Here is an 18,342-nt window from a genome sequence, read left to right as displayed (position 1 = left end):
TAAAATCCTTAACGGAATGAAATTTTTAAAAACAACAGTCTGGGCGCTCCTCATTTGTCTTTCGTTTCAAAATTGCGCGAAAAAGGAAGAAGCTGCCAAGGAAGAAGTAATCGTCCCGCGTGAAATCTGGACAAAAGAGCAGGCAAAAGAATGGTACGGTAAGCAAGGTTGGCTTGTAGGAGCTGACTTTTTGCCAAGCACTGCCATTAACCAGCTCGAAATGTTCCAAAAGGCCGATTTTGACACAGCTACAATCGACAAAGAACTGGGCTGGGCAGAGGAAATTGGCATGAACACGATGCGTGTTTATTTGCATGATTTGCTATTTGAGGAAGATTCAGCCGGTTTTGTGCAGCGTCTCGACGTATTTCTGGACATCGCGGAAAAGCATAAAATCAAGCCTCTGTTTGTTTTGTTTGATTCATGCTGGGACCCTTTTCCGAAGCTTGGAAAACAGCGGGCGCCAAAACCTGGCGTTCATAATTCAGGCTGGGTGCAAAGCCCGGGACTTGAAGTGCTGAAAGACAGCACAAAATATCCGCGTCTCGAAAGATATGTAAAGGGAACAATTAAGGCGTTCAGAAAGGATGACCGCGTGCTGGGCTGGGACGTGTGGAATGAACCGGATAATCCCAATACAAGCTCTTACGGCAAAGTGGAATTACCCAACAAAGTGGACTACGTGCTGCCATTACTTGAAAAGGCGTTCGTTTGGGCGCGTAGTGTGGATCCTTCGCAGCCATTGACTGCCGGAATTTGGGATGGCGACTGGACTTCTCATGAAACCCTGAAATCTATCGAAAAACTCATGATTGAGCAATCGGATATTGTTTCCTTCCACAATTATCAGGACGCTGCGGATTTCGAAAAGCGCATTAAGCAATTGCAACGTTACGACCGACCGATGATTTGCACAGAATACATGTCGCGCGGAAACGGCAGCTTTTTCAAAGGCTCTTTGCCCATCGCCAAAAAATACAATGTTGGGGCCATCAACTGGGGACTTGTTGACGGGAAATCTCAGACGATCTATCCCTGGGACAGCTGGAAGAAAACCTACACATCCGAGCCAGAACTCTGGTTCCACGATATTTTCCGCAAAGACGGAACGCCGTATAAAAAGGATGAAGTTGAGTTGATTAAGAACTTGACTGCGGCTAAGTAAGAAGGCGCTCCAGATAAAATAAAACCTGCCAAATCGTATCTGGCAGGTTTTATTTTATCGATTCTTCGGTCCTTGAAAGAAAGAGAGGTCAACATTTTTAAGAATCTCCATCAACTGATCGTTCTTAAACTTCCCCAACTCCTCCACAGTCTTAAACCGCCTTTCCTCTGGCCTAGGAGGTTTTGTTGGTCTGATTTTGGTTCGAATTTCCATTGTCTATGTATGTTAGTGCCATGTGAATTTCAGATTTTTTCTACAAATAAAAAAGCCCTTATAATTTTTATTCTTGCAAAACACTTCTGGTCTTATCCGTTCATGAAAAGAAATTCCTTCTCTACACTTTTCGCCGTCTGGGCGGCTATACTATTTTCAACGAGCACATTTGCCCAAAAAAAGCAGCAAAAACCTAATGTGATTTTCATTTATGCCGACGATGTGGGCTATGGGGATCTGAGCAGTTATGGAGCTACTAAAATCGCTACGCCGAACATTGACCGGATTGGCAAAGAGGGAATTCGTTTTACAAATGCGCACACGACGTCTGCAACTTGTACGCCTTCGCGGTTTGGATTATTAACAGGAAAATATCCCTGGCGGCAGAAAGGAACAGGTGTTTTACCGGGCGATGCATCGTTGATCATTCCGACGGATCGGCTGACTCTGCCCAAAGCGTTTCAAAATGCAGGTTATAAAACCGCCTCTGTCGGTAAATGGCATTTGGGACTAGGTGAAAATAACAAGCAGATCAACTGGAACGAGCCCATTACGAAAGGCCCGAATGAGACCGGCTTCGATTACGCTTACTTTTTTCCCGCAACCTCCGATCGTGTCCCAACGGTTTTCATAGAAAATCATGATGTGCAGGGTTTGGATAAATCGGATCCGATAATGGTGGATTATGCTAAAAAGATAGGCAACGAACCCACAGGTTTGGAAAATCCTGATCTGCTGAAATTGCCCGCATCGCCGAATCACGGCCATAATAACACCATCGTGAATGGCATAGGCCGCATCGGATGGATGACGGGCGGGAAACAAACCCGCTGGACGGACGAAGAAATTGCGCATGTGTTTTTAAGCAAAGCCGAACAGTTTATAGAAGAAAATCAAAAGACCCCGTTTTTTCTCTATTTCTCACTGAATGATATACACGTTCCCAGAATGCCCAGCAGCCAGTTTAAAGGCAAAAGCCAGATGGGCTTGCGCGGCGATGTGATCCTGCAAATGGACTGGACTGTGGGTGAGATCCTGAAAAAGCTGGATGAACTGAAATTAGCTGAAAGCACATTAATTATTTTTTCGAGCGACAACGGTCCCGTTTTGGACGACGGTTATGCGGATAAAGCAGTGGAATTGGCCAAAGGTCACAAACCCGCCGGCGCATTAAGAGGAGGGAAATATAGTGCGTTCGAGGGAGGAAGCCGCGTGCCCTGGCTCGCGCGCTGGCCTCAGACGATCAAGCCGGGAACCGTTTCGGATGCATTGATCTGTCAGATCGATATGCTTTCATCTTTCGCCAATTTTTTTCAACAAAAAATAGAAGTTGATGACGCTCCGGATAGCTTTAACACGATTGACGCTATCCTGGGAAAATCGAAAACGGGTAGGCCCTATCTTATAAAACAAGGCGGAGCATTGTCTATCACCAGAGAAAACTGGAAATATATCGAGCCCAGAGAAGGAAAAGCTATTCAGGAGCTTACGAATACGGATACAGGAAATAATCAGGCTCCGCAACTTTACGATCTGAGCAAAGATTTGGGAGAAAAAACAAATCTGGCAGCCAAATATCCGGCCAAAGTGAAGACTATGGCAGCAGAATTGGCGAAGATTAGGGAGGCCGGAAGGAGCAGATGAAAATTTACTGAAAAAACTTTGTGACCATTACAAAGATGTGACGTCTAAAAGCATAAAACCCATGTTTTATGACGTCACATTTCTTTCAATTTGCCAGAGTTTTTGCTGTTGTTTTGGTGTCTATGGTATTTCAATGTGCAATTGCCCAGACAATTTATTTTCACCAGGATTTTTTGAAATCAGGTCCATTTGTGAATGCTGAGCCTGATTCAAGTCAGTATAGCCACATTGTCCAAACCGTCCCTTCACTTTCTTATTCGAAATTTTCAAAGGGTTTTATGGATCTCGTACGGACGCAGGAAGATTCTGCAACCGGTGGAATCATTCGTGTGTTGCGGGCTACTCCTTTTAAGCCTAATCCAGAGACATTATTCATCCAAATCACCATTAGTGCCGAATCCGTACAGTCTGCGGCTTTAAATGCGATGTATTTTTATGTGGGTGAAAAATTTAATCCGGATAACCATTCCTTTCCGGGCAATGCATTGATGTTTGCCAAGTTTTCACTCAACTTTCTGGAAGGAGGATTCAGCATCAAAGATTTTGCAACCCAAAACACCAGTAAACTCATCGCAAGAAAGAAGCAGGTTACACTGACCTGGGTGCTGAATAACTCGAAAAAGCTTCTGGCTTATAAATTGACCCCGAACCACACACTCACATACAATGCATTGCCCGGAACCTACGACTTATGGGTTGATAATGAGCCCGTAAGTCTTAATAGCAAAGCTTATCCCGGTAATTCACTGTTTTCCGACACCAAACTTTCCAATTTCGAAATGCGGTTCAGGAATGGTCAGGGCAAAATCCGTATTCATGAAATATTGATCCGTAACGGCTCGTCCGAATTGAAGCCGGGAGAAGCAGTCGTCGCGCCTAACCCTGCGACGCGAAAATTAGTGACGTTGAGAGCTGAAAATGTCGAGCTGAAATCAGTCCGCATGTTTAATATGTGGGGAAGAGATGTGAACATTTCAGCGGAGATCATTGCTGCCGATAAGATAGAAATTCATCCTGCCGAGGAGCTGTCATCGGGAATGTACGTCGTTTCATTTGAAAATAAGCATCATCAAAAACGATCTGTCAGGGTGATGATCGAGTGAAGCAGCGCACAAAAATTTTTTGGTATAGGATGAAAATTGGATTAAGTTTGATTAATCGTTGTAATAAAGCAGGCTTGCGTTTGTAATCTTGTCCAACTTTTACAATGCGTTATGAAACCACATTCTCAGCCTCCTCGATCTTCTGATGACAATGTCCTCTGGCAACGGTTCCTGTCGGGAGATGTGGTTGCGTTTGAACATCTGATGTCTTCTCATTTTCGCGTGCTTTTCCGTTACGGCTGCAAATTTTCCAGGGATCAGGAGTTTGTCAAGGATTCAGTCCAGGATCTTTTTTTGCATTTATGGGAAAAGCGCGAACGTTTGCGTGCTGACGTAGCCGTGAAGCCTTATATGATGGCTTCGCTGCGCAGACTTATGCACAGAAGCACATCTTCGAAATCATGGGTAGGAGAGGGCGACCTGGAAAAAGCGGATGAAGCATTTGACCTCGAGTTTTCTGTTGAACAACAATACATTAACAACGAATCCACGCTCGTACGCACACGCCAGCTCGAAAAACTGCTGATGGAGCTTCCTAAGCGGCAAAAAGAGGTTGTTTATCTTAAATTCTTTCAGGAACTCAGCCGCGAGCAAATCTCCGAAGTCATGGCGGTTTCTCCGCAAACCGTTTCCAACTTACTGCAAATCGCCATTAAACAATTGAAAAAGCATTGGAAAGCCGAATTCCTGACCTTCTTCCTGATTCATTTATTTATATAAAAATGGGTCATAATGCCATCGGAAATGCTGTTTTGTTGATTTTTTTAGAAATAATTTAAAATTTATTGGTATCCCGGTCGGGTTTGTGTCTATCGTATGTTAGAAGCAAGCTCACCTATGGATCACTATAAAGATTTTACCGTTGAAGATTTTGTCTGGGACACCTTTTTCCGCCAGTGGGTCCTGTCTCCCACGCGCGAGACAGAAGATCTTTGGGAGGAATGGATCGAAAATAATGCGGATGCGCATGAAAAAATTCAGCAGGCGAAGGGCATCGTGCTTTCTTTACGTCTCCACGAGCCGGAAATAGCAGATACGGAGATCACACGCATCGTCAATCAGACCGTTGGCCGGATCAATGCTTCTGATAAGTATCCGTTTTTCGAAGAACCGGCAAAGCAACCAAAAGTATATAGTTTTCCCTGGCTTCGCATCGCCGCATCAGTTGCATTTCTGCTCATTTCCGGCTGGATCATTTATTCGCTTTCAACCAAAAAAGAGCCACAAAAAATCAGTTTCGCGAAGCCCATTCAGGAGCATAAGGATAGCATTACCGAGAAATGGAACTCTTCCATGAAGGCCATGACGGTGCTTTTAGAAGACGGCAGCAAGGTTACGCTCGCTGCGAATGGTCGCATCCGTTATGCCAACAAATTCCTTGCCGCCAAGCGCGAAGTTTTTCTGGAAGGAGAGGCGTTTTTCGACATTGCAAAAGACTCTGAACGCCCGTTTTTTGTGTATTCCAATGGGTTGGTTACCAAGGTTCTAGGGACGAGTTTTACCATTAAAGCTTATGGGAATTCCAATGAAGTTACGGTGGAAGTAAAGACCGGTCGTGTTTCCGTTTTTGCAGAATCCGATCCGGAATTGGAGCAAAAAACAGCCGGGCGTGAGCTGCAAGGAGTCGTGCTGCATCCTAACCAGAAAATTATTTATTCAAGGGAAGAGGTGAGAATGGTGAAAACGCTGGTTGAAAAGCCGGAAATGGTTGTGCTCAAGGCTGAGACCCCGCAATTTGAGTTCGAAGATACACCGGCAAGTGAAGTCTTCGAAAAAATCGGAAAGGCATATGGTATCGAGATCCTGTATGATCCGGAAATTTTAAAAGACTGTCCGCTCACAGCAACGCTTGATAATCAGACACTTCACGAAAAGCTTTTTATCATTTGTCAGGCAGTGGAGGCAAGTTATGAGATTCTCGACGGGCAGGTCGTGATCCATAGCAGAGGATGTAAAAATTAGTCGTACAGGACCTTGTAAATCAGTATTATAATTTAAACCCGCTAGCTAAACATTCGAATAAGAAACAGAAAGATTAACCTAAAAAAAGAGCCGGCAATGTTCCCGCATCACCGGCTCAAATAAATCCCTTTGGTTGTCGCCATTTTCCTCCATAGCGGAGGCAGGGATCGTTTTGCCAGTTTTCAAATCTTAACAAAACAATCAAATCTATGAAAAAACCCTTTAAATACCGCCGGGTATTACTTTGGACGATGCGAATAACAGCCACACAATTGATGTTTGCCTTATGGTTCATTGGAACCGGCTATGCCCACAATAGCAATGCGCAATCACTTCTTTCCGAGAAGATTACGGTTGTAGCAGCTGGCAGTGAAGTGAGGAAGGTCCTGAACCAGGTCGAAAAACAGGTTGATGTAAGGTTCGTATTCAGTTCCAAATTAATCAAGTCGGCGAGAAAGGTGACGGTTAGTGCCACTGACAAGCCCTTATACGAAGTCCTGGATCAAATATTGACGCCATTAGGGCTGCAATATGAGGTTTCAGGCAAAATTATTATTCTTAAAAGACAAGACGCGCTTCCAACCGAAGTTCCCACAAAAGGCATTTCACCAAAACGCAATTTAACCGGAAAAGTGGTGGATGAAACCAATACGCCCCTTCCGGGCGTCAGCATTGTGGTGAAAGGAACCCAAACCGGCACGACGACCAACGGCGACGGCGGATTTGAACTCGACGTGCCGGATAATGCTGTGCTGGTGCTCAGTTTTGTAGGTTATACAACCAAAGAAATTCCCGTTGAAAACCAGAGTGTTATCAATGTTACGCTGGAAGCGGATGTAAGAGCATTGAATGAGCTGGTGGTGGTGGGTTATGGTGTTGTCAAAAAATCTGATCTCACGGGTTCCGTAGCGTCCATCAAATCAACAGAATTGAATGCTTATCCGGCAACCAACCTCATGCAATCATTGGCCGGACGCGCAACCGGTGTGCAGATCTCGCAAAATACTGGTGCTCCGGGCAGCCCTATCAGCGTCCGGATCCGGGGAACGAACTCGGTCCAGGGTGGTAACGAGCCGCTTTACGTGGTGGACGGCTTTCCTTATTCGGGTAATCCCACACTGCTGAACAATGCGGATGTAGAATCCATCGAGATCCTGAAGGATGCTTCTGCCACAGCTATTTACGGTTCCAGAGGTGCAAATGGTGTTGTTTTGATCACAACAAAAAAAGGGAAATCCGGCAGGGTAAGCGTGGATCTGGACACATATGTGGGTTTTCAAAAGCCCAGGAAGAAGATCGAAATGATGAATGCCAGGGAATATGCGCAATTCTATAACGAACAGGCTACCAATGACGGACTTGCGCCGCACTTTACGCAGGACGAAATCAACGGTCTGGGGGAAGGGACAGACTGGCAGGATCTTGCGCTGCGGACGGCTGCTATCCAGAACCATTCTGTTTCGGTGAATGGTGGAAGTGAAAAAACGCGTTTTTCTGTTTCTGGAAGCAATTTTAATCAGGGCGGGATCATTATTGGAAGCAATTACGTCCGTAATTCGGTCCGTGCTAATCTCAGCACTGATTTCAGCAAAAAGTTTAAATTCGACATCAACACCATTTTAAGCCGCATTGACTCTGATCGCAAAAATTCGGAAGGTGGAAACCGTGGTTCGTCACTTATTTCCGCCATGCTTTCGGGATATCCAACTGTGGCCCCGCTGACGCCGGAAGGGAATTATTCCAATCTGGCAACAGTCTATTCATGGGGTTCCAATGTGATTACCAATCCGTTGAACTTCATTGAGCAACAATCGGATCACATTCGCTCCAATAAAGTCCTCGCCAATGGCGCACTGACTTTTATTCCCTTTGAAGGACTTTCCATTAAAATTTCAGGCGGCATTGAAAATACAGACGACCGGATAGACGGCTATACAACCAAGAAGTTTGTAAACTCCTTAGGCTCAGCTTCGATCTCTACCACACAAACCACCAGCTTGTTGAACGAGAACACGGTAAGTTATGTGAAGGAGATTGGCAAGCACAACATTTCGGCTGTCGCGGGTTTCACTTATCAGGATTTGACAACAACGCAGCTGAACACTACGGGAAGTGGCTTTGTGAGTGACATTCAGGAATCGTTTGACATTGGTGCAGCTGCTACGCAGGGCGTTCCGGTTTCAAATTATACCAAATGGTCGTTATTGTCTTATTTGGCAAGATTCAACTATTCTTTCAATGACAAATTTCTTGCTACGGTCAGTTTCCGGGCGGATGGTTCCTCGCGTTACACAGAAGGACAAAAATGGGGTTACTTTCCTTCCGGATCCATTGCTTACCGCTTGTCGGAAGAGAATTTTATCAAAAATATCCCCTTCATTTCTGACCTGAAAATCCGAGTTGGTTATGGCGAAACGGGAAGCACGGCGATTAATCCTTACTTTACATTGAACCAGCTTGCTTCGGGAAAAGTGGTTTTTGGTGATGCATTAACGACTTATTACGCACCTGGTTTGCGTTTGGCGGGACCATTGAAATGGGAAACCACTTCCCAGTCTGACATTGGGTTGGACATTGGTTTCCTGCAAAACCGCTTCTCGCTGACATTGGATTATTATATTAAAAACACGCGGGATCTGCTTAATAATGTGCCTTTGCCTTCTTCTTTGGGCTATGGTTACACCATCAATAATGTTGGTAAAGTGCAGAACAAAGGTTTCGAGATTTCGGCCAATGCCAACATCCTGAGCGGTAAATTCAAGTGGGACGTTTCGGCGAATGCTTCTATCAACAAAAACAAAGTGTTGAAATTATACGGCGGCAACGATGTGCTTGGCGAGGCGATCAACATTTCGGTGATCAATGACAACATTAATGTTTTGCGGGAAGGTGAATCTATCGGGGCGTTTTATGGCTACGTGGAAAAAGGCTATGACGAAACCGGGAAGATCGTTTATGAAGATTACAACAACAACGGAACCCGCGATATCGGCGACAAACGCATCATTGGAAATCCAAATCCGAAGCTGATTTATGGTTTCAACTCCAATATGTCTTTCAAAAACTTCGAGCTGAATATATTCGTCCAGGGTTCCAAAGGAAACGATATTTTCAATTTGAGCTCGGTGAACCAGACCATGGATTATGGCCAGGCGCTGAATATGCCGCGCGAAGTTTTTGAAAATCACTGGACCCCCACCAACACGAATGCGAAATACCCGCTGATCACCGGCAAAGTTTCCCAGGCGCAGGTTTCCAACCGGTTTGTGGAAGACGGCTCTTATTTGCGTGTCAAGAACATCCAGTTGAGCTACAATCTGCCGGTTAAAGACATTAAGTGGCTTACCAATGCCCAGATCTACGTAAGCGGGCAAAACCTGTTCACATTTACCAAATATTCATGGTTTGATCCTGAGATCAGTTCCTATGGCGGTTCCAACTCCATCCGCATGGGCATTGACCATTATAGTTATCCTACTGCAAAAACGACTACCATTGGCCTTCGCGTAGGATTCTGATCAATCAATTTAAAATCTTCACTATAATGAAAAATATAGCCATTTGTTTATTCCTCGCGCTTGCCCTTTCCGCGTGCGAAGACGTTTTAAAAGAAGAACCAAAATCGCTCGCAGCGGAAAATTTTTACAACACTGCGGACGAAGCGCGGGCGGCAGTAAATGCGATTTACGGCCCAATGCGTGTCGATAATGCACTTAGTATCAATTATCCGTCGCAGCTGGAAGGCTTGGCAGACTACGGAAATTCAAGGGGTAGCCAGACGCCTGTGAGTTTGTATCAGGGACTGGACAACACCAACATTAACCGCGTAGGCACGATCTGGGACAATTTTTACCAGTCTATCCGGAATGCGAACATTGTGATCCAGAACATTCCAAAAGGAACCGAGATCACGCCGGAGGATGCTGCCAAATTTGTTGCCGAAGCCAAATATCTCCGTTCACTGATCTATTTTGCCATGGTAAGGAACTGGGGTGGCGTTCCTTTGCGCACCGAAAACAATATGACCGAATTCGATGTGAAGCGCGCGACTGTGGACGAAATTTATGAACTGATCCTGAGCGACGCCCTCAATGCCGAACAATTTCTTCCCGATTCACCTTCGGAAGTGGGCCGTCCTACCAAATGGGCCGCCAAAACATTGCTTTCGGAAATTTACCTGAACAGGGAACTATGGAAAGAGTCGGCTGAAAAAGCGAAAGAAGTGATTGCTTCGGGTAAATATTCGCTTGTGCCGGTGAGTGTTTCGGAGGATTTTCAAAAAATTTACGGGCCGGAAGTAGTATCTACGCCTGAGGAGATTTTTTACTTCAAGTATTCACGTCAGCAAGGTTTTGGGCTCGTATCGTATGCCCACCGCGCCATTGGTCAATATCGTTATTACGGTCCTGGCGGCGTATACGCACAATATACCGATTCTACGTCCAATTCATTTATCAAAACCTGGGACATGAAGGACCTGCGTAAAACGCATATCCTTTATAATGTGGACGTAGGACTTGGCCCGAACACCTGTTTGTACCGAAAATTCCGCGACCCGGCTGCGACCAATGGCGGAGGAAATGATTATCCGTGGTATCGTTATGCCGATCTGTTGTTATTCCATGCCGAAGCTGCAACAAGAGCCAATGGCGCGCCAACCGCAGAAGCACTGGAAAGTCTGAATAAAGTGCGCCGCAGGGCATATGGTTATAATGCTGAAACTGCGTCGGCTGTGGATTTTAAACTGGCGGGCCAAACGGCAACGACATTCATCGACCTCGTTGTGCGCGAAAGAGGTTACGAAACCATGTACGAAGGAAAGCGTTGGCTCGACCTGAAACGCCTGGGCATTGCCAAACAGCGGATCAAAGAAGTGAAGAACATTGACGTTGCAGAAAAGCACATGATGTGGCCCATCCCAAATTCTGAATTGCTTTATAATAAGGCGCTGGACCCTGCAAAGGACCAAAATCCAAGCTATTAATTCCCTTTTCCTAACCAACCATTGATGAAAATGAAAAAGTATTTGGTTTATCTTATTGCGCTTATTTTTATTGCAAGCAGCCCTTCCTGCTCAGAAAAACAAAAAGAAGAATCAGCTGATTACACTGCCGACGTGATCGTTTACGGAGGAACTTCCGCGGCGGTTACTGCTGCCGTTCAGGTCATTAAGTCTGGTAAAAGCGTGCTTGTCGTTTCGCCGGACAAACATTTAGGCGGGCTTTCGGCTGGCGGGCTTGGATTTACTGATACAGGAAATAAATCCGTGATCGGAGGCCTTGCGAGGGAATTTTATCACCGGTTATACCAGCATTACGACAAGCCTGAGGCCTGGAAATGGCAGAAAAAGGAAGAATATGGCAATAAGGGTCAGGGAACTCCCGCCATGGATGGCAACGAGCGCACCATGTGGATCTTCGAGCCGCATGCTGCCGAGCAGGTTTTTGAAGATTTTGTTAAAGAAAACAACATTAAAATCTACCGTGACGAATGGCTCGACCGCAAGGGCGGAGTTGAGAAAAAGGATGGTAAAATTGTTTCTATCAAAACACTTTCGGGAAAAACTTTTGCGGGCAAAATGTTCATCGATGCTACTTATGAAGGCGACCTGATGGCTGCGGCGGGTGTAAAATACCATGTCGGACGAGAAGCAAACAGCGTTTACAATGAAAAATGGAACGGTGTGCAGGCTGGCGTTTTCCAGCACGGACATTATTTCAAGAAAAACATCAGCCCATACAAAGTGGAAGGCGATCCTAAAAGTGGCCTTTTACCTTATATAAGCGATGAGAAAATTGCAGAAAACGGCTCCGGTGATAACAAAATTCAGGCTTACTGCTTCCGTATGTGCCTTTCTGCCAATCCCGATAACCGCATTCCTTTCGAAAAGCCGGCAGGTTACGATCCCGCTAAATACGAATTGCTGTCAAGGGTTTACAAAGCGGGCTGGACAGAAACATTTGATAAATATGATCCTATTCCCAATAAAAAGACGGATACCAACAACCACGGACCATTCAGCACCGATTTCATTGGCCAAAATTACGATTACCCGGACGCAACTTACGAGCGCAGAAAAGAGATCATTAAAGAGCATGAATTGTATCAGAAAGGCTTAATGTATTTCCTGACCAATGATCCAAGTGTTCCAGCGGACGTGCGTAAGGAAATGAGCCAGTGGGGGTTGCCAAAAGATGAATTTAAAGACAATGGCGGCTGGCCGCATCAGATATACGTGCGTGAAGCGCGCAGAATGATCGGGCCGACGGTAATGAACGAGAACCACACGCTAGGTTTGGAAAAAGTTGAACAGCCGATCGGAATGGGTTCTTATGCATTGGATGCCCATAATGCACAGCGTTACGTAAAAGCAGACGGTTTTGTTCAGAATGAAGGAGACATTGGTGTACATCCAAAAACGCCTTACAGCATTTCCTACGCGTCTATTGTTCCTAAAAAGGAGGAATGCCAGAATCTGTTTGTTCCGGTTTGCTTGTCGAGCTCGCACATTGCTTACGGCTCGATCCGTATGGAGCCGGTTTTCATGATTTTGGGTCAAAGCGCAGCATCGGCAGCCGTGCAGGCGATTGATGCCAATGTTGCTGTTCAGGACGTGGATTACAGCAAATTAAAAGAGCAGCTTTTAAAAGACAAGCAAAAATTAGAATTGTAATATATTATTTTGTCAATTACATTTGCAGCCTAATTTTTGATGTATAAAAGGTCGATAGCCGGGTGAAAATCCGGCTATTTATATGAATTGAAATAACTCCTTAACCCGATAATAAATCAGAATGGCTACCATTACTGCTGAGCGATCAGATTTTTCCCACCTGTTTAGTGCCCCCGTCATTGTCGCTGCCCTCGGATATTTTGTTGATATATATGACCTGCTGCTTTTTGGGATAGTACGGCTGCCCAGCCTCGCGTCGCTTGGGCTTTCGGAAACGGAAATTTCTCTCACAGGCGCCAGCATCCTCAACTGGCAAATGACAGGTCTGCTGCTGGGCGGCATTCTTTGGGGTGTATTGGGAGATAAAAAAGGGCGCTTGTCTGTGCTTTTCGGCTCCATTATCACTTATTCGCTTGCCAACATTGCCTGTGGTTTTGTGCAGGATCCTGCAACTTATAAACTTTTGAGGTTCGTAGCAGGCATAGGCCTCGCTGGCGAGCTGGGTGCCGGAATTACACTGGTTTCGGAGATCTTGCCAAAACATTTACGCGCCATTGGCACATCGTTAGTGGCCGGAATCGGTCTTCTGGGCGCAGTGGTCGCCTATTTTACAGTGGAGTATTTCGATTGGCGTTATGCCTATTTCATCGGCGGCGGATTGGGGATATCATTGCTTTTATTAAGGATTGGTGTTTTTGAATCAGGGATTTTTAAAGATATCAAAAACCAGAAGCACGTTGAAAAAGGTAATTTCTTTGCGCTTTTTACGAATAGGGACAGGCTTTTCCGTTATCTCAAATGCATTGGAATCGGCCTTCCTACCTGGTTTGTGATCGGGATTCTGGCCACTTTCAGTAATGAATTCGGCAAAGCGCTGGGCATTGAAGGAGCCATAAAACCCGGGTTGTCCATCATGTGGTGTTACGTGGGTTTGTCTATGGGTGACTTGTGCAGCGGCTTTCTCAGTCATTGGTTAGAATCGAGGAAGAAGGCTGTATTTTATCTCATGATATTTACGTTAATATGGAGCGTCGTTTATTTGTATGCAGGAATTAAATCTGTGTCAACATTTTATGGCGTGGCAGCATTGCTGGGATTTGGGATTGGTTATTGGGCCATGTTCGTAACCATTGGTGCTGAGCAATTTGGGACAAATTTAAGGGCCACGGCCGCCACCACAGTGCCCAATATGGTGCGCGGGACGGTAGTGCTTATGACAACTTTATTTGCTACTTTTAAAGACTCGTTTTCGGTAATTAACTCAGGGGCGATGGTCGGAATTATTTGCTTTGCGATAGGCCTCTTTTGTATCCTGACGATTCCTGAAACACATGGCAGAGACCTGGATTTCTTAGAAGAATAGGGTTTGAAATACGTAATAACAACATTCAAAACATATAAAAAATGGAGAGACGCGTAGCGCTTAAGAGCATGGCAATGGCCGTGGGCGCAATGGCGGGCCTGCCTGCATGGGCATCCGGGTGGAGCAAAAGCACTTTGGAAAAAGGCACATTGCTTACAGCCGACCAGTCTAAAATATTAACTGGAATGGTGGAAACCATTATTCCAAAAACGGACACGCCGGGTGCGGGTGAACTGGGCGTAGGCGGTTTTGTTCAGAAAATGGTGACCGATTGCTATGACAGCAAGGCGCAGGCAAGCCTGAAAAGCGGCATTTCCAATCTGGACGAGCAGAGCATTCAGCGATTTGGAAAATCATTCGCGGATGCTGGAAAAGATCAGCGCATGGAGCTTTTGCAGGACATGGGCAAAGGCAGCGACGCGGGCCAGAAAGCGTTTTTAGGCATGGTTAAAAACCTGACCATTCAAGGTTATATGTCGTCCGAGTACGTGATGACGAATTTGACCCATTATGAAATGATCCCGGCACGTTACCACGGTTGTGTTCCGGTCAAAAAAGGCTAGAAGACCCTTTATCTTCCTCCTTTATTACAAAAAAACTATGGCGAATTTTAATATTGACAGTAAGAAAGCCCGCACCTACGATGCCATTGTCATTGGCTCGGGAATCAGTGGCGGCTGGTCGGCGAAGGAGCTGACTGAAAAAGGTTTGAAAACCTTGGTCTTGGAACGCGGCCGCGATGTGCAGCACATCAAGGATTATCCTACGACGAACATGATGCCGTGGGAATTTGAACACCGCGAAAGGCTTCCCAAAGAGATCACCGACGCGAACCCGATTGCCAGCAGATGCTATAATTTCAAAGAATCGTCTGCGCACTTTTTCGCCAAGGACAATGAGCATCCTTATGTACAGGAAAAGCCGTTTGACTGGATCCGGGGTTATCAGGTTGGAGGCAAGTCGCTGCTATGGGCACGCCAGACGCAGCGCTGGAGCAAGTACGATTTCGAAGGTCCGGCAAGGGACAAGTTCGCCGTTGAATGGCCGATCGGTTATGACGACATTGCGCCCTGGTACAGCCACGTTGAAAAATTTGCAGGCATAACCGGAAATAAAGATGGCATTGATACATTGCCGGACGGTGAATTCCTAGCTCCGCACGATCTGAACTGTGTTGAAAAATACTTTAAAGAATCAGTTTCAAAACAATATAAAGACCGCCATATTATCATTGGCCGTGCGGCGCATATTACCGATCCACAGCAGATTCACCTGGATCAGGGCCGTGCGAAGTGCCAGCATCGCACCATTTGCGAGCGCGGCTGTCCGTTTGGAGGCTATTTCAGCAGTAATTCTTCCACCATTCCGTGGGCGATGAAGACCGGGAATATGACATTGCGCCCGCATTCGGTTGTGCATTCGATCATTTACGACGACAAGAAACAAAAGGCAAGCGGCGTGCGGGTTATTGACGCGAATACAAAAGAAACAATGGACTTCTACGCGGACATTATTTTTGTAAATGCCGCCGCATTGAATAGTAACCTCATTTTGTTGAACTCAATATCATCCCGCTTCCCGAATGGCCTGGGCAATGACAGCGGTGTGTTGGGCAAATACGTAGCCTTCCACAATTATCGCGCAAGCATTTCCGGCGAGTACGAAGGCTTTCTGGATTCCACTACGGAAGGACGGCGCCCAAACAGCGGCTACATTCCAAGATTCCGCAATGTTTATAAGCAGGAAACGGACTTTTTGAGAGGTTATGCAGCCGGTTTCGGAGCTAACCGCCAGACATACAATGACAGGAACGGAATGGGTGAATCATTGAAAGCGGGCCTTTTGGAAACCAAATATGGCAATTGGAGCGTGGGCTCACATATGATGGGCGAGACGATTCCGAAAGAAAGCAATTATGTGGCGCTGGATCAGACGATGAAAGATCCGTTTGGCATGCCCCAGCTCAAAATATCCGTAGGATACGATGATAATGATGAGAAAATGATCAAGGATTACGTTGAGCAGGTGAGCGAAATGTTTGAAAAAGCCGGTTTTAAGAATGTAAAAGCCAATGACGGGCACAGAAACCCTGGTAACGACATTCACGAAATGGGTGGCGTGAGAATGGGCAAGGACCCGAAAACTTCTATGCTCAATAAGTTCAACCAGCTGCATGCCTGCAAGAATGTGTTTGTTACCGATGGTGCTTGTATGACTTCAACCTCAACACAAAATCCATCACTGACTTATATGGCTTTGTCTGCAAGAGCGGTTGATCATGCGGTTAAGGAAATGAAGGCCAAAAATTTATAATTGCTACAATGTATTGCAAACCGCCACCTGACCTGTGGCGGTTTTTTTGTTGTCCATACACTGCAAACCGTATAATAAAAAAAGTTTTAGTTTTTTTTTAATTAAGACTAAGGGGATTTGAGTACAAAAAAGTCTTTTAATTATTACATTAAATAAAGACTCAATGCACGATCCTTTGCTTAACCAGGAATCAAAGCGCACAAGTACATTTGTGTCTCCTTTATACGAAGGGAAGAGTAGTGTCAGTGAAATCGATTCTGCCGTCTTTTTAAAGGCAACATTTGAACAAAATCCAGGTAAAGGCCTCGAATTGTTGTTCAGGCGTTATTACAACCCGCTTTGCAGTCATGCAGTAAGATTTGTTTACTCCAAACAAATTGCAGAGGACCTGGTTAGCGAAGTGTTTTTTCAGTTTTACAGGACCAGAGCATACGAGAATATTACATCTTCTTACACGAGCTATTTGTTCAGGTCGGTACGGAACGAATGTTATACGTATATGCGTAGAGAGTTCGGCAAAATGGCTTCGCTGGAAGCAAATGAAGAAAACACAATTTCAACCTACCATCAGCAGCCGGACGCTGAAATACATTACAATAATCTCTTCCTGAAAGTGAATGAAGTCATTGCACGCCTGCCCATGCAATGCCAGAAAGTCTTTTTGCTCAGCCGTTTCGAAAACAAAAAATACCACGAGATCGCGGACGAGCTGCATATTTCACCCAAAACGGTGGAAGTGCATATTTCCAAAGCATTAAAACACCTCAGGCTCGCGCTGAATGGGGAGTGGATGATATCTGCCGGGCTCACATTGCTGAGCTTCGTGTAAAACCTGTGATCAGGCTCACAATGAGCCCTACTTCGAACTGAAAACATTATGAAAACAATTGTATCGAAATACATGCTGTTCGAGTACTTGGCGGGACGCGCCAATCCTCTGGAACGGCAATTGGTGGAGGATTGGATCCGCGATCAGGAGAATGCGGAAGCCTTCAACCAGTGGCTGATGGAATATGAAACAAAATGCCCGCAATTTGTTCCGGACCAGGATGCCGCCATCAGTATTTTGCTGCATCGCCTGGAAACAGATATTGAACCGGCGGCGGAATTTTCAAAATCAATCGTACAAAATCCCAGACCCAACTTTTTCTCAGCCCGTTCCAATAGTTTTTGGCTGATGGCCGCTTCGGTTACATTCTTTGTCGGAGCTGGCTGGTGGTTTCGCGAACCGTTGCAATACAAAACTTATCAAACCGCCTATGGGCAAACAACTGATGTGTATTTAGAAGACGGCAGCCGCGTGGCGCTTAATTCCAATTCAAAACTAAGAATTCCAAGATTTGGCTTTAATGACGAAGTCAGAAATGTGGACCTGGAAGGGGAGGCTGAGTTTTCTGTGAGCCATACCATTGATCATAAGCGGTTCGTCGTAAAAACTTCGGATCAATTCCAGGTAGAAGTGTTGGGAACAACATTTTCCGTTTTCGCCCGTCCGCGTGGAACAAAAGTGGCTTTGAAAAGCGGAAGTGTCCGCATTGATTATTCTCAAAACAATGAGCGAAAGGAAGTAATGATGGAGCCAGGCGACCTGGCTGTGGTAGATCATGCAGGAGCAGTTAAGCTTGCCAAAAAGCAGGACACCAACACATTTGCTATGTGGAAAGAGCAGCGCTATGTCTTCAATTCTACATCTGTTAAAGACATCTTGGCAATGATCGACGAAAATTTTGGCCAGAAAGTGAAGCTTTCCAGCGCAGAAATGGCACAGCGGACCATTACGGGAAACTTCAAAACGAAGAATGCTGACGAGCTTTTGAAAACAGTTTCAGAAGTTCTCGACATGAAAATTGAGCAAAACGGAGATACGGTCCTTTTAAAAAACCAATAAATACCTAAATCAATTGAC

General features: G+C 45.5%; 13 protein-coding genes. All 13 read left to right on the top strand.

Annotation, left to right across the window (positions count from 1 at the left end; all coding sequences use genetic code 11):
* Positions 1-16: 16 nt before the first annotated feature.
* The 13 genes from B5X68_RS06015 (at position 17) to B5X68_RS05955 (ending at position 18,324) form a co-directional block, all read left to right on the top strand.
* A complete protein-coding gene (locus tag B5X68_RS06015; RefSeq protein ID WP_082213704.1) occupies positions 17-1,165 on the top strand; it encodes a cellulase family glycosylhydrolase in 1,149 nt (382 codons plus the stop codon).
* A 315-nt stretch (positions 1,166-1,480) separates the two neighbouring features.
* Entirely contained in the window at positions 1,481-3,022 is a 1,542-nt protein-coding gene (locus tag B5X68_RS06010) for a sulfatase family protein (protein ID WP_082214027.1), read from the top strand.
* A gap of 68 nt (positions 3,023-3,090) precedes the next feature.
* Positions 3,091-4,125, top strand: a complete 1,035-nt coding sequence (locus tag B5X68_RS06005; protein WP_229208296.1) for a T9SS type A sorting domain-containing protein — start codon at positions 3,091-3,093, stop codon at positions 4,123-4,125.
* 111 nt (positions 4,126-4,236) lie between these two features.
* Entirely contained in the window at positions 4,237-4,845 is a 609-nt protein-coding gene (locus tag B5X68_RS06000; protein ID WP_082213702.1) for an RNA polymerase sigma factor, read from the top strand.
* A 117-nt stretch (positions 4,846-4,962) separates the two neighbouring features.
* Entirely contained in the window at positions 4,963-6,087 is a 1,125-nt protein-coding gene (locus tag B5X68_RS05995; protein WP_082214026.1) for a FecR family protein, read from the top strand.
* A gap of 209 nt (positions 6,088-6,296) precedes the next feature.
* Positions 6,297-9,605, top strand: a complete 3,309-nt coding sequence (locus B5X68_RS05990; RefSeq protein ID WP_229208295.1) for a TonB-dependent receptor — start codon at positions 6,297-6,299, stop codon at positions 9,603-9,605.
* Positions 9,606-9,631: 26 nt separating this feature from the next.
* Complete coding sequence (locus tag B5X68_RS05985) at positions 9,632-11,071, top strand: RagB/SusD family nutrient uptake outer membrane protein (RefSeq protein ID WP_082213701.1); 1,440 nt, start codon at positions 9,632-9,634, stop codon at positions 11,069-11,071.
* A 30-nt stretch (positions 11,072-11,101) separates the two neighbouring features.
* Positions 11,102-12,760 carry an FAD-dependent oxidoreductase gene (locus B5X68_RS05980; protein WP_082214024.1) on the top strand — a complete coding sequence of 553 codons (1,659 nt, stop codon included), beginning with the start codon at positions 11,102-11,104 and terminating at the stop codon, positions 12,758-12,760.
* Between the two features lie 121 nt (positions 12,761-12,881).
* Positions 12,882-14,123 carry an MFS transporter gene (locus B5X68_RS05975; protein ID WP_170916584.1) on the top strand — a complete coding sequence of 414 codons (1,242 nt, stop codon included), beginning with the start codon at positions 12,882-12,884 and terminating at the stop codon, positions 14,121-14,123.
* 41 nt (positions 14,124-14,164) lie between these two features.
* On the top strand, positions 14,165-14,686 hold the full coding sequence (locus tag B5X68_RS05970; RefSeq protein ID WP_229208294.1) for a gluconate 2-dehydrogenase subunit 3 family protein: 522 nt from the start codon (positions 14,165-14,167) through the stop codon (positions 14,684-14,686).
* Between the two features lie 37 nt (positions 14,687-14,723).
* A complete protein-coding gene (locus B5X68_RS05965; protein WP_082213699.1) occupies positions 14,724-16,436 on the top strand; it encodes a GMC oxidoreductase in 1,713 nt (570 codons plus the stop codon).
* A 163-nt stretch (positions 16,437-16,599) separates the two neighbouring features.
* Entirely contained in the window at positions 16,600-17,265 is a 666-nt protein-coding gene (locus B5X68_RS05960; protein ID WP_082213698.1) for an RNA polymerase sigma-70 factor, read from the top strand.
* 48 nt (positions 17,266-17,313) lie between these two features.
* Positions 17,314-18,324 (top strand): FecR family protein, encoded by a 1,011-nt coding sequence (locus tag B5X68_RS05955; RefSeq protein WP_082213697.1) that lies wholly within the window; start codon positions 17,314-17,316, stop codon positions 18,322-18,324.
* Positions 18,325-18,342 lie beyond the last annotated feature (18 nt).

It is taken from the genome of Dyadobacter psychrophilus (genome assembly GCF_900167945.1).
Taxonomy (GTDB): domain Bacteria; phylum Bacteroidota; class Bacteroidia; order Cytophagales; family Spirosomataceae; genus Dyadobacter; species Dyadobacter psychrophilus.
This window is presented reverse-complemented; position numbering and strand designations above follow the sequence as displayed.